This is a genomic window from Streptomyces termitum, assembly GCF_014650175.1.
Taxonomy (GTDB): Bacteria; Actinomycetota; Actinomycetes; order Streptomycetales; family Streptomycetaceae; genus Streptomyces; species Streptomyces termitum.
Window position 1 is genome coordinate 140,436 of sequence record NZ_BMUL01000007.1, and the last position, 13,162, is coordinate 153,597.

Consider the following 13,162-nt stretch of genomic DNA (forward strand, 5'->3'; position numbering starts at 1 on the left):
TCAGCCTCATGGCGGAGCCGCCCCCGCCGGAAGGAGGACTCAGACCACGCAGAACTCGTTCCCCTCGGGGTCCTGGAGGAGCACCGCGTAGTGGTCCATGCCGCCCGGCGCGTCCGTCACACGCAGCACCGAGGCGCCGAGCGCGGTCAGCCGGGCCACCTCGCCGTCCACCCGGCCCCGCCGCACCGCGAGCGGCACCCCCCGCCCGCCGCCCACCTTCAGGTCCAGGTGCAGGCGGTTCTTCACCGTCTTGGCCTCGGGCACGGCCTGGAACCACACCCGGGGCCCGGCGCCCGCCGGGTCCACGAGCGACTCCGCCAGGTCCCCGGTGCCCTCGGGCAGCTCCTCCGCCGGGACGCCGCTCGCCTCCCAGTACGCCCGCCAGCTCGCGTACCCCTCCGGCGGCGGCTCCGGCACGTACCGCAGCGCCGCTCCCCAGAACGCCACCAGCCGCACCGGATCGACGCAGTCGACCGTCAACTGGAACGTCATCCCCGGGCGTTCGTCCATCTCTGCCTCGTCCATGCCCCGAGCCTCCCAGACGCCACCGACAACCACGGAGAACCCCGTGACCGGCCAGATCCGGCCGGGTGTCCCACGGAAGCTACCGGCGAGTCATTTGAATGGGGGACAATCACCCCGCCGTGAACGACCAATGGGGGAGACGCACATGGCCATCACCACCCGAACCGAGGCACCCCGGCTCACCGGACTGCCCGTCCTCGGCTCCCTGCTCGACCTGAAGAACGACTCGCTCGCCACCTTCCTGCGCGCCCGCCGCGACCACGGCGACGTCGTCCGCATCTCCGCGGGCCCGCCCGGCGCCCGCGCCGTCGTCTACGGCGTCTTCTCCGCCGAGGGCGCCCAGCAGGTCCTCGCCGGGGAATCCGCCAACTTCCGCAAGGACAACGCCTTCTACCAGGAGATCCGCGAGTCCTTCGGCAACGGCCTGCTCACCAGCCAGGACGAGGACTACCTGCGCCAGCGCCGGCTCGTCCAGCCCCTCTTCACCAAGCGCCGCGTCGACGGCTACGCCGCCGCCGTGGCCGCCGAGGTCCGCACCCTCACCGCCGAATGGGACCAGGCCGGCGCCGACTCCGTCGACGTCCTCCAGGAATCCACCCGGCTCGCGCTGCGCGCCGTCGCCCGCATCCTCTTCGGCACCGACGTCGACACCGCCGTCGACGTCGTCGAGCGCTGCTTCCCCGGCGTCGGTGCCTACGTGCTCCGCCGCGGCTACTCCCCGCTCAAGGTGCCCCGCGACTGGCCCACCCCCGGCAACCGCCGGGCCGCCGCCCTCCACCAGGCCCTCTACGAGGTCTGCGACCGGATCATCGCCGACCGGAAGGCCGCCGGACGCGGCCCCGGCGACGGCGACGACCTGCTCACCCTCCTCGCCGAGGCCGAGAGCGCCGAGGACAGCTCCTTCGACGCCACCGAACTGCGCGAACAGGTCCTCGTCTTCCTCCTCGCCGGCCACGAGACCACCGCCACCTCGCTCGGCTTCGCGCTCCACCTCCTGGCCCGCCACCCCGACGTCCAGCGCCGTGCCCACGAGGAGGTCGACCGGGTCCTCGGCGGCCGCACCCCCGGCGCCGCCGACCTCGACGCCCTGCCCTACGTCACCCGGGTCCTCAAGGAGACGATGCGCCTCTTCCCGGCCGCGCCCGTCATCGGCCGCCGGGCCGTCGCCGCCACCGAGGTCGGCGGCGTCGCCATCCCGGCCGGCGCCGATGTCGTCGTCGCCCCCTGGGTCACCCACCGGCACCCCGCCTACTGGGAGGACCCCGAGCGCTTCGACCCCGACCGCTTCACCCCCGAGGCGGAGGCGGCCCGGCCCCGCTACGCCTGGTTCCCCTTCGGCGGCGGGCCCCGGGCCTGCATCGGACAGCACTTCTCGATGCTGGAGTCGGTCATCGCGCTCGCGATGGTCCTCCAGCGCCACGGCTTCGAGGCCGTCGACACCGAGGTGCCCGTCTCCTCCGCGATCACCCTCCAGGTCGCCGGCCCGGCCCGCTGCCGACTGGTTCCCCGGGAGGGCTGACCGGCCGCGCCGGGATCCAGGATCCCGAATCCAGAATCCAACATCCGGGATCTTGGATCCAAGATCCCGGATGTTGGATTCTGGATCCAGAGGCCGGATCCCGGATCCTGGGTCCCGGATCTTGGATCCAGAGCCCGGACCTACGAGAGGGTCGCGACGACCACCGTCGCCCCCCACTCCTCGTCGGCCACCACCCCGGCGCGCAGCCCGTGGGCCCCGACCGCGCGGACCGCCGCCTCCGCCTGCCGCCCGCTCGTCTCGAACAGCAGGCGGCCGCCCGGCGCCAGCCACTCCGGCGCCCCGGCGGCCACCCGCCGCAGCACGTCCAGCCCGTCCGCGCCGCCGTCCAGGGCGACCAGTGGCTCGTGCTCGCGGGCCTCGGCGGGCAGCAGCCCCACCTCGCCGCTCGGCACGTACGGCACATTGGCGACGAGGACCTCGACCCGGCCGCGCAGCTCCCCGGGCAGCGGGGCGAAGAGATCGCCGCCGTACACCCGCCCGCCGCGCGGCTCCACGTTCCGCCGCGCGCAGGCGACCGCCGCCGGCTCGATGTCGGCGGCGTGCACGACGGCGCCCGCGACCCGGTCGAGGAGAACCGCCGCCGCCGCGCCCGAACCGCAGCACAGGTCGACGCAGACGGCGCCCGGCCGGGCCAGCGCCACCGCCCGCTCCACCAGGAACTCGGTGCGCCGGCGCGGCACGAACACCCCGGGACCCACCTCGATCCGCAGCCCGGCGAAGGCGGCCCACCCCACCACGTGCTCCAGGGGCTCCCCGGCCGCCCGCCGCCGGACCAGCGCGTCGAGCTCGCCGGGGCCGGAGGCGGCGCCGTACAGCAGCTCCGCCTCCTCCTCGGCGAAGACGCAGCCGGCCGCCCGCAGCCGCCCGACCACCGTCGCGTCCGCCACGTCAGACAAGCAGGGCCTCGATCGCCGCCACGACCTCGGGCGCCTCCGGCTCGGTGCGCGGCCGGAACCGGGTCACCCCGCCGTCGGCGGAGATCAGGAACTTCTCGAAGTTCCACTGCACGTCACCGGCCTCGCCGGAGGCGTCCGCGACCTTCGTCAGCTCCGCGTACAGCGGGTGCCGGCCGTCGCCGTTGACCTCGGTCTTCGCCAGCAGCGGGAAGGTCACGCCGTACGTCGCCGAGCAGAACTCCGCGATCTCCTCGGCCGTGCCGGGCTCCTGCCCGAGGAACTGGTTGCAGGGCACGCCGACCACGGTCAGACCGCGCCCGCCGTACGTCTTCTGAAGCCGCTCCAGGCCCTCGTACTGCGGGGTCAGACCGCACTTCGAGGCCACGTTCACGACCAGGACCGCGCGGTCCCGGAAGTCGGCCAGGGTGACCGGCTCACCGGCCGGCGACGTCAGCGGGATGTCGTACAGACTCATGGGGGACTCCTCGTCGGGACTAGGGTGTGATCACAGCATGAGTGACGAACCACTGGCAATCGCCATCGATTCCGCCCCCGCCGGCCCGCGGCCCGTCCGCTGCCGGCTCTGCGGGCGCCCCCTCACCGGCGCCGGCTCCCGCCGTGCCGGACTCGGCCCCACCTGCGACGCCAAGCTCCACCCGCCCGCCCCGGAGATCCGCACCCGCCGCCACGAGGTCGCCCAGGACACCCTGCCGGGCCTGGAGGACTGACCGGCCGCCGCCCGGTACCAGCGGGAAAAACATTGGGCCAGGGATTTCACGGTCCGCCACAGTGACCGGCGACGAGAGACGAAGCCGACCATCCCGAGCGGAGCACCGAACCGTGTCCACCCTGCGCGTCACCGCCGAGATCCTCACCGTCCATCCGCATCCGAACGCCGACGCCCTCGAACTCGCCCAGGTCGGGCTCTACCGCGCCGTCGTCGCCAAGGGCGCCTACCGGACCGGCGAGGCCGCCGTCTACCTCCCCGAGCAGGCCGTGCTGCCCGCCGCCCTCGTCGCCGAACTCGGCCTCACCGGACGGCTCGCCGGCCGCGCCTCCGACCGGATCAAGGCGGTCCGGCTGCGCGGGGAGCTCTCCCAGGGGATCGTCTGCCGGCCCGCCGCCCTCGCGGACACCGACCTCGCCCGCGCCGCCGCCGACGGCACCGACTTCGCCGAGCGGCTCGGCGTCACCAAGTGGGTGCCCCCGATACCGCCGACCATGAGCGGCGAGGCCGAGCCCGCGCCCGACCTGCTGCCCTGGACCGACATCGAGAACCTCCACCGCTACCCCGGCCTCTTCGCCCCCGGCGAGCCCGTCGTCCTCACCGAGAAGATCCACGGCACCGCCTGCCTGCTCACCCACACCGCCGCCACCGGCCGCGTCCAGGTCTCCTCCAAGGGCTTCGGCGCCAAGGGGCTCGCGCTCCGGGAGGACCCGCGCAACCTCTACTGGCGGGCCGTCCGCGGCCACGGCCTGCCCGCCGTCGCCGCCCGGCTCGCCGACCGCCTCGGCGCCACCCGGATCGGCCTCTTCGGCGAGGTGTACGGCTCCGGCGTCCAGGACCTCGGCTACGGCGCCGACGCCCGGAGCGAGCGCCTCGGCTACGCCCTCTTCGACGTGGCCGCCGAGATCGACGGCCACGTCCGCTGGCTGGACCCGGCCGCCGTCCTGGAGCCGGGCGAGGTCCCCCTCGTACCGCGTCTGTACGAGGGGCCCTACGACCCCGACGTCGTCCTCGCCCACGCGACCGGCACCGAGACCGTCTCCGGGCGCTCCGCCCACCTGCGGGAGGGCGTCGTCGTCCGGCCCGTCACCGAGCGGCACAGCCCCGTCACCGGCGGCCGGGCCGTCGCCAAGGCCGTCAGCCCGGCCTACCTCACCCGCAAGGACGGCACCGAGTACGAGTGACCCGGGCCCGCGCCCTCAGCCCAGGGAGCGGAACAGGCCCTCCTGGACCACCGAGACGAGCATCCGGCCCTCCCGGTCGTAGATCCGGCCCCGGGCCAGTCCCCGGCCGCCGGTCGCGACCGGGGACTCCTGCTCGTACAGGAACCACTCGTCCGCCCGGAACGGTCGGTGGAACCACATCGCGTGGTCCAGCGACGCCAGGTCGAAGGAGCGCGGCCCCCACAGCGGCTCGACGGGCAGCCGCACCGCGTCCAGCAGCGTCATGTCGGAGGCGTACGTCACCGCGCAGGTGTGCACCAGCGGGTCGTCGCCCAGCGGACCCACCGCCCGCATCCACACCGCGCTGCGCGGGTCCGCGCCCTTCACCTCGTCCTTCGTCCAGCGCAGCCGGTCGACGTACCGGATGTCGAACGGCATCCGCCGCGCCATCCGCTCCAGCGCCTCCGGCAGCCCCCCGAGATGGTCGCGGACCTCGTCCGGAAGCGTCGGCAGCGTCTCCGGGTCCACCAGGTGCCGGGGCGGCAGCTGGTGCTCGAAGGCCGCCTCCTCCGGCTTGTGGAAGGAGGCCGTCAGATTGAAGATCGTCCGGCCCTCCTGCACGGCCGTCACCCGCCGGGTCGTGAACGACCGGCCGTCCCGCACCCGCTCCACCTGGTAGACGATCGGCACGCCGGGCCGGCCCGGCCGCAGGAAGTACGCGTGCAGCGAGTGCACCGGACGGTCCTCGTCCACGGTCCGCCCGGCCGCCACTAGGGCCTGCCCGGCGACCTGCCCGCCGAAGACCCGCTGGAGCGACTCCTGCGGACTGCGGCCGCGGAAGATGTTCACCTCGATCCGTTCGAGGTCGAGCAGGTCCACCAACCGGTCGGCGGGATTCGTCACCACTGCGCTCCTCCGTTACAGCTGTCCGACGGACGTCACGCGGACGACCGCGCGCCCCTCCTCGTCGGAGGCGGCCAGGTCCACCTCCGCGCCGATGCCCCAGTCGTGGTCGTCGTTCGGGTCGGCGAAGGTCTGCCGGACCCGCCACAGGCCGTGCGCCGCGTCCTCCTCGATGGAGAGCAGCTTCGGACCGCGCGCGTCCGGGCCCGTGCCGAGGTCGTCGTACTCGTCCCAGTACGCGTCCATCGCCTCGCCCCACGCGTCCGCGTCCCAGCCGGAGTCGCCGTCCAGCGCGCCCAGCGCCGCCACGTCGTCCAGCGCCGCCAGCTCCACCCGGCGGAACATCGCGTTGCGCACCAGCACCCGGAACGCCCGCGCGTTCGCCGTGACCGGCTTGACCTGGTCGGCCTTCTCCTGGGCCTCCTCGGCCGTCTGGACCTCCGGATTGGCCAGCTGCTCCCACTCGTCGAGCAGCGAGGAGTCCACCTGCCGCACCAGCTCGCCCAGCCAGGCGATCAGGTCCTCCAGGTCCTCCGTCTTCAGGTCGTCCGGGATCGTGTGGTCCAGCGCCTTGTACGCGCTCGCCAGATAGCGCAGCACGATGCCCTCGGTCCGCGCCAGCTCGTAGTGCGAGGTGAACTCGGTGAAGGTCATCGCCCGCTCGTACATGTCGCGGATGACCGACTTCGGCGACACCGGGTGGTCGCCGACCCACGGATGCGACTTCCGGTACACGTCGTACGCGTGCCAGAGCAGCTCCTCCAGCGGCTTCGGGTACGAGATCTCCTGGAGCCGCTCCATCCGCTCCTCGTACTCCACCCCGTCGGCCTTCATCTGCCCGACGGCCTCCCCGCGCGCCTTGTTCTGCATCGCGGCGAGGATCTGGCGCGGGTCGTCCAGCGTCGACTCCACCACCGACACCATGTCCAGGGCGTACGAGGGCGACTCCGGGTCCAGCAGGTCGAAGGCGGCCAGCGCGAACGTCGACAGCGGCTGGTTCAGCGCGAAGTCCTGCTGGAGGTCGACCGTCAGACGGATCGTGCGGCCCTCCGCGTCCGGCGTCTCCAGCTGCTCCACCACGCCGCCGTCGAGCAGCGAACGGTAGATCGCGATGGCCCGGCGGATGTGCCTGAGCTGGTTGCGGCGCGGCTCGTGGTTGTCCTCCAGGAGCTTGCGCATCGCGTCGAAGGCGTTGCCCGGCCGCGCGATCACCGACAGCAGCATCGTGTGGGTGACCCGGAAGCGCGAGGTCAGCGGCTCCGGCTCGGAGCCGATCAGCTTCTCGAAGGTCGTGTCCGACCAGGCGACGAAGCCCTCCGGCGCCTTCTTGCGCACCACCTTGCGCCGCTTCTTCGGGTCGTCGCCCGCCTTCGCCAGCGCCTTCTCGTTCTCGATGACGTGCTCGGGCGCCTGCGCCACCACGAACCCGGCCGTGTCGAACCCGGCCCGGCCCGCCCGGCCCGCGATCTGGTGGAACTCCCGGGCCCGCAGCGTCCGCACCCGGTTGCCATCGTACTTCGTCAGCGCCGTGAACAGCACCGTCCGGATCGGCACGTTGACGCCGACGCCCAGCGTGTCCGTCCCGCAGATCACCTTCAGCAGGCCCGCCTGCGCCAGCTTCTCCACCAGCCGCCGGTACTTCGGCAGCATGCCCGCGTGGTGCACGCCGATGCCGTGCCGCACGTAGCGCGAGAGGTTGCGGCCGAAGGAGGTGGTGAACCGGAAGTTGCCGATCATCTCGGCGATCCGGTCCTTCTCCTCCCGCGTGCACATGTTGATGCTCATCAGCGACTGCGCCCGCTCCACCGCCTGCGCCTGCGTGAAGTGCACGATGTACACCGGCGCCTGCCGCGTCTCCAGGAGCTCGGTGATGGTGTCCGTGATCGGCGTCAGCCGGTACTCGTACGACAGCGGCACCGGCCGCGTCGCCGACCGGACCACCGCCGTCGGCCGGCCCGTCCGCCGCGTCAGGTCCTTCTCGAACATCGACACGTCGCCGAGCGTCGCCGACATCAGCACGAACTGCGCCTGCGGCAGCTCCAGGAGCGGGATCTGCCAGGCCCAGCCCCGGTCCTGCTCCGCGTAGAAGTGGAACTCGTCCATCACGACCTGGCCGATGTCGGCGTCCTTGCCGTCCCGCAGCGCGATCGACGCCAGCACCTCCGCCGTGCAGCAGATCACCGGCGCGTCCGCGTTCACCGACGCGTCGCCGGTCAGCATGCCGACGTTCTCGGTGCCGAAGATCTTGCACAGGTCGAAGAACTTCTCCGACACCAGCGCCTTGATCGGCGCCGTGTAGAAGGTGACCTGGTCGTTGGCGAGCGCCGTGAAGTGCGCCCCCGCCGCCACCAGCGACTTCCCGGACCCCGTCGGCGTCGACAGGATCACGTTCGCCCCCGACACCACCTCGATCAGCGCCTCCTCCTGCGCCGGGTAGAGCGAGATGCCCCGGCCCTCGGCCCAGGTGGAGAAGGCCTCGAAGAGGGCGTCGGGGTCGGCGGTCGGCGGCAGCTGATCGATAAGGGTCACGTCACCATCTTGCCTGCATTCCGCTCCGATGAGGGAACCGGCCGTCGAACGTGAAGATCACGAACGATAGGCTGATCAGTCGACCGGTCGCCGACGCGGCACCGGCAGGGGAGAAACGGGGCGGAACCGAACATGATGGGACCGGCGCACTCGCTGTCCGGAGCGGCGGCCTGGCTGGGCGTGGGAGCCGCCGCGGCCGCCCTCGACCGACCCATGCCGTGGCCGGTGCTCCTGGTTGGCGCGCTCATCTGCGCGGGCGCCGCCCTCGCCCCCGACCTCGACCACAAGTCGGCCACCATCTCGCGGGCCTTCGGCCCCGTCTCCCGCACCCTCTGCGAGATCGTCGACAAACTCTCGTACGCCGTCTACAAGGCGACCCGCAGCTCCCACGACCCGCGCCGCTCCGGCGGCCACCGCACCCTCACCCACACCTGGCTGTGGGCCGTGCTCATCGGCGGCGGCGCGGCGGCCGCCGCCGTCACCGGGGGCCGCTGGGCCGTCCTCGCGATCCTCTTCGTCCACCTCGTCCTCGCCGTCGAGGGCCTGCTCTGGCGGGCCGCCCGGATGTCCAGCGACGTCCTCGTCTGGCTCCTCGGCGCCACCAGCGCCTGGCTCCTCGCCGACGTCCTCGACCAGCCGGGCAACGGCGCGAACTGGCTCTTCACCGGCCCCGGTCAGGAATACCTGTGGCTGGGCCTGCCGATCGTCCTCGGCGCCCTCGTCCACGACATCGGCGACGCGCTCACCGTCTCCGGCTGCCCGATCCTGTGGCCCCTCCCCATCGGCCGCAAGCGCTGGTACCCGCTCGGCCCGCCCAAGGGCATGCGCTTCCGGGCCGGCAGCTGGGTCGAACTGAAGGTCCTCACCCCCGTCTTCATGATCCTCGGCGGGATAGGCGGGGCGGCCGCCCTCAACCTCATCTAGGGCCTGTCCGGCGAAGAACCGCCGGACAGGCCCCGGCGGCCTCCCCTTTTCCTCCCGGTCCTCCTCCGTCCTCCCGGGAATAACACGGTGTTATAGGCGAACGGGATTACCCCCGGGCGCGGCGCGTGCCCACTCTGGTTCCACCCACCCCCCACAGGAGGCGGCGCCTCCGGGGGCCGCCGGAGACGAGGAACCTTGCGTACGCACCGTTTATGGGCGGCCGCCGTCGCCGCGGCGCTCTCCGTGCTCGCCCTCTTCGCGCCCGCCGCCACCGCGGCGGACCCGGCGCCCGCCCGCGCCGGGGCCACGACCGTCCGGCCGATCATCGGGGGCGGCTACGCCCAGAGCGGCCCCTGGGCCGCCCGCCTGCTCTCGAACGGCCGCGAGACCTGTTCCGCGACCATCATCGCGCCCACCTGGATCCTGACGGCCAAGCACTGCGTCACCGGCGGCGGCCTGTCCTTCCGGATCGGCAGCCTGGACCAGTACAGCGGCGGCACCACCGCCAACGGCGTCCAGACCTACACCCACAGCGCCGACCTCGCGCTGGTCCGCCTGGACCGCTCCGTGAGCACCACCTACGCCCGGCTCGGCCAGCCCGGCTCGGTGACCGTCGGACAGAACGTCCAGGTCTACGGCTGGGGCGCCACCTCGCAGTGCGGCTCCGAGGCCAACTGCCAGTCCCGCTACCTCAAGGTCGCCAACGTGACGGTGACCAGCGGCTGCCGCGACGCCTACAACGGCTCCGCGATCTGCGCCCGGCGCGGTGACGGCATCACCGCCGGCGGGGACTCCGGCGGTCCGATGATGGCCGGCGGCGTCCAGGTCGGGGTCGCCTCCACCAGCGACCGCCAGACCACCACCGCGTACACCAACGTGACGGCCTACCGCTCCTGGATCCAGTCGATCGCCGGCGTCTGACCGCCGCACGGCACCGGTGACCCGTGCCCCCGCCGGGCACGGGTCACCCCCGCTTTCCGGCCGGCTCCCGCCTCCCCGCCGTCACGGCCGGGTCGCGCGCTCCAGGGCGAGGAGGGCGGAGGCGTAGCGGCGGCCGGTGGCCCGGTCCATGCCGATCTCGCACATCCGGTTGGCCGACAGGTGCGCGTCGAAGGGCCGGGCGGTGACCTCGGCCGCCTCGCGGGCGGTCGCCGAGGCCGTCAGCTCCGGATGGAGCATGCCCCGGTCCCCGGCGAAGGCGCAGCAGCCCGCGTCGACCGGGACGACGACCTCCTCCGCGCAGAACCCGGCGACGGCCGCCAGCTCCCCGGCGTCGCCCAGGTGGTGCATCGAGCAGGTGGGGTGGACCACGGCGGAGCCCACCCGGCGGCGGGCCTCCAGCCGGGGGAGGAGCTCGTCGGCGGCCCACACCAGGGAGTCCACGACGGTCAGTTCGGCGTGCAGCGCGCGGTTGTCCTCGGTGAGGTACGGGACGACCTCCCGCGCGATGCCGAGGGTGCACGAGGAGGCGTCCACCACCAGCGGGAGCCGGCCGCCGGCGGTCCAGCCCCAGGCGGCCTCCACGATGCGGTTGGCCATCACCTCGTTGCCCCGGACGTACCCCTTGGAGTGCCAGATGGTGGCGCAGCAGGTGCCGGCCGCGTCGTCGGGGATCCAGACGGGCCGCCCGGCGCGGGCCGAGACGGCGACCACGGCCTCCGGCAGGGAGGGGCCGGGTGCGGCGGAGGCGTCGGGGGGATTGCCGAAGATGCGGTTGACGCAGGCCGGGTAGTAGACGGCGACGGCCGCCGGGCGGTGGGTGCGGGGCAGCCGCCGGGGCGCGGCGCCGGGGATCTCGGGCAGCCACTCGGGGACGAGGTCGGGCCGGACGGCCTTGCGGGCGAGGCCGGTCACCCGCTCCAGGAGCCGGTCGTCGAGCCGGTCGGCGGCGGCCACCGCGAGCCGCGCGGCGGCCTCCACGGCCCGGAAGTTCTTCGCGGCGAGGGCGGCGATCCGCTCCTCGCGCGGGGAGTGCCGCTCGTGCCGGAACTCCTTCATCAGGGCGCCGGTGTCGATGCCGACCGGGCAGGCCAGCTTGCAGGTGGAGTCGCCGGCGCAGGTGTCGACGGCGTCGTAGCCGTACGCCTCCAGGAGCCGGTTCTCGACGGGGGAGCCGTCGGCCTGCCGCAGCATCTCGCGGCGCAGCACGATCCGCTGGCGCGGAGTGGTCGTCAGGTCGTGGCTGGGGCAGGTCGGTTCGCAGAAGCCGCACTCGATGCACGGGTCGGCGATCGGCTCCACGGACGGGATCGTCTTGAGGCCGCGCAGGTGGGCCTGCGGGTCGCGGTCGAGGACGATCCGGGGCGCGAGGACCCCGTCGGGGTCGATGAGCTCCTTGGTGCGCCACATCAGCGCGGTGGCCTTCGGGCCCCATTCCAGCTCCAGGAAGGGGGCGATGTTGCGGCCGGTGGCGTGCTCGGCCTTGAGGGAGCCGTCGAACCGTTCGACGGTCAGCGCGCAGAACTCGTCCATGAAGGCGGCGTACCGCCCGACGTCGGCGGGGTCGGCGGCGTCGAAGGCGAGCAGGAAGTGGAGGTTGCCGTGGGCGGCGTGGCCGGCGACGGCGGCGTCGAAGCCGTGCCGGGCCTGGAGCTCCAGCAGCTCCGCGCACGCCTCGGCGAGCCGCGCCGGGGGCACCGCGAAGTCCTCGGTGATCAGGGTCGTCCCGGACGGGCGGGAGCCGCCGACGGCGGTCACGAAGGCCTTGCGGGCCTTCCAGTAGCCGCCGATCGTGCCCGCGTCGCGGGTGAAGGCGTTGACGGCGGAGGGTACCGGGGCGACCAGGTCGAGCCCGTCCAGGACCGCCCCGGCGGCCCGTTCGTACGCGGCCAGGGCCGTCTCGTCGGGGGCCCGGAACTCGACGAGCAGCGCGGTGGTCTCCTTGGGCAGCCCGGCCCAGTCGGCGGGGACGCCGGGCACGCTGACCGAGGCCCGCAGGGTGTTGCCGTCCATGAGCTCGACGGCGAGCGCGCCCGCCTCGTTGAAGCGCGGCACGGCCGCCGCGGCGGCGGGCAGCGAGGGGAAGAACAGCAGGGCGGTGGAGACCAGCCGGTCCAGCGGGAGGGTGTCGAGGACGACCTCGGAGAGGAAGCCGAAGGTGCCCTCGGAGCCGACCATGAGGCCGCGCAGGATCTCCACCGGGGTGGCGCCGTCGAGGAAGGCGTCGAGCCGGTAGCCGTTGGTGTTCTTGATCTGGTACTTGGCGCGGATCCGGGCGGTCAGCTCCACGTCGGCCTCGATCTCCGCCTTGAGGGCGAGCAGCCCCGCGCAGAGCCGGGGCTCGGCGCGGGCCAGCTCCTCGTCGGCGGCCGGGTCGGCGGTGTCCACGACGGTCCCGCCGGGGAGCACGACAGTGAGCGAGGAGACGGTCCGGTACGAGTTCCGGGTGGTGCCCGCGGTCATGCCGGAGGCGTTGTTGGCGACGACTCCGCCGATGGTGCAGGCGACGGCGCTGGCCGGGTCGGGGCCGAGCACGCGCCCGTACGGGGCGAGCGCGGCGTTGGCCCGGACGACGGTGGTCCCGGGGCGGATCCGGGCGCGGGCACCGCCGTCGAGGACCTCCACCCCGGCCCAGTGGCGGCGCACGTCGACGAGGATGTCCTCGCCCTGGGCCTGCCCGTTGAGACTGGTCCCGGCGGCCCGGAAGACCACCTCGCGGCCCTTGCCGCGCGCGTACGACAGCACGGCGGAGACGTCGTCGACGTCCTCGGCGACCACGACGACCTGGGGCAGGAACCGGTAGGGGCTGGCGTCGGAGGCGTACCGCACCAGGTCGGAGACGCCGGAGAGGACCTTCTCCGGCCCGATCAGCGCCGCCAGCTCCTCCCGCAGCCGGCGCGGCGTGCCCCGGGCCTGGAGGTCGGGGACCCGGTCGGGCGCAGGGGTCCGCCTCCGGCCCGGGCCGAGGGCCCGCGGGTTCGGTTCCAGCAGCGGCATGGCACGGCTCCCCTCGGCG

At 73.6% G+C, this 13,162-nt stretch carries 11 protein-coding genes; 5 read left to right on the plus strand and 6 right to left on the minus strand.

Annotated elements, in window-relative coordinates; all coding sequences use genetic code 11:
- Positions 1 to 39 precede the first annotated feature (39 nt).
- Positions 40 to 525, minus strand: coding sequence for a VOC family protein (locus tag IE219_RS15525; protein WP_229849778.1), 486 nt, complete (start codon positions 523 to 525; stop codon positions 40 to 42).
- A 145-nt stretch (positions 526 to 670) separates the two neighbouring features.
- Here IE219_RS15525 and IE219_RS15530 point away from each other — a divergent pair, with 145 nt between their 5' ends.
- Complete coding sequence (locus tag IE219_RS15530; protein WP_189977572.1) at positions 671 to 2,044, plus strand: cytochrome P450; 1,374 nt, start codon at positions 671 to 673, stop codon at positions 2,042 to 2,044.
- A 140-nt stretch (positions 2,045 to 2,184) separates the two neighbouring features.
- Here IE219_RS15530 and IE219_RS15535 read toward each other — a convergent pair whose 3' ends face one another.
- Both IE219_RS15535 and IE219_RS15540 read right to left on the minus strand, forming a co-directional pair.
- Positions 2,185 to 2,961 (minus strand): putative protein N(5)-glutamine methyltransferase, encoded by a 777-nt coding sequence (locus IE219_RS15535; protein WP_189977574.1) that lies wholly within the window; start codon positions 2,959 to 2,961, stop codon positions 2,185 to 2,187.
- Complete coding sequence (locus tag IE219_RS15540; RefSeq protein ID WP_189977576.1) at positions 2,954 to 3,436, minus strand: glutathione peroxidase; 483 nt, start codon at positions 3,434 to 3,436, stop codon at positions 2,954 to 2,956. The genes IE219_RS15535 and IE219_RS15540 overlap by 8 nt, the downstream gene beginning before the upstream one ends.
- A 37-nt stretch (positions 3,437 to 3,473) precedes the next feature.
- Between IE219_RS15540 and IE219_RS15545 the strand changes: the two genes are divergently transcribed.
- Positions 3,474 to 3,689, plus strand: coding sequence for a DUF6011 domain-containing protein (locus IE219_RS15545; protein WP_189977577.1), 216 nt, complete (start codon positions 3,474 to 3,476; stop codon positions 3,687 to 3,689).
- A 112-nt stretch (positions 3,690 to 3,801) separates the two neighbouring features.
- Entirely contained in the window at positions 3,802 to 4,872 is a 1,071-nt protein-coding gene (locus tag IE219_RS15550; protein WP_189977580.1) for an RNA ligase (ATP), read from the plus strand.
- 15 nt (positions 4,873 to 4,887) lie between these two features.
- Here the strand turns inward: IE219_RS15550 and IE219_RS15555 are convergent, their stop codons facing one another.
- Together IE219_RS15555 and IE219_RS15560 are read right to left on the minus strand one after the other, a co-directional pair.
- Positions 4,888 to 5,754, minus strand: a complete 867-nt coding sequence (locus tag IE219_RS15555) for an acyl-CoA thioesterase (RefSeq protein WP_189977582.1) — start codon at positions 5,752 to 5,754, stop codon at positions 4,888 to 4,890.
- A gap of 15 nt (positions 5,755 to 5,769) precedes the next feature.
- Positions 5,770 to 8,283: a DEAD/DEAH box helicase gene (locus tag IE219_RS15560; protein ID WP_189977584.1), complete on the minus strand. Its 2,514-nt coding sequence runs from the start codon at positions 8,281 to 8,283 to the stop codon at positions 5,770 to 5,772.
- A gap of 132 nt (positions 8,284 to 8,415) precedes the next feature.
- On the opposite strand from IE219_RS15560, the gene IE219_RS15565 reads away from it, so the two are divergent.
- Together IE219_RS15565 and IE219_RS15570 are read left to right on the plus strand one after the other, a co-directional pair.
- A complete protein-coding gene (locus IE219_RS15565; protein ID WP_189977586.1) occupies positions 8,416 to 9,207 on the plus strand; it encodes a metal-dependent hydrolase in 792 nt (263 codons plus the stop codon).
- A 195-nt stretch (positions 9,208 to 9,402) separates the two neighbouring features.
- Positions 9,403 to 10,128 carry a S1 family peptidase gene (locus IE219_RS15570; RefSeq protein WP_189977588.1) on the plus strand — a complete coding sequence of 242 codons (726 nt, stop codon included), beginning with the start codon at positions 9,403 to 9,405 and terminating at the stop codon, positions 10,126 to 10,128.
- Positions 10,129 to 10,209: 81 nt separating this feature from the next.
- On the opposite strand, the gene IE219_RS15575 is transcribed toward IE219_RS15570, so the two are convergent.
- Positions 10,210 to 13,143, minus strand: coding sequence for an FAD-binding and (Fe-S)-binding domain-containing protein (locus IE219_RS15575; protein WP_189977590.1), 2,934 nt, complete (start codon positions 13,141 to 13,143; stop codon positions 10,210 to 10,212).
- Positions 13,144 to 13,162 lie beyond the last annotated feature (19 nt).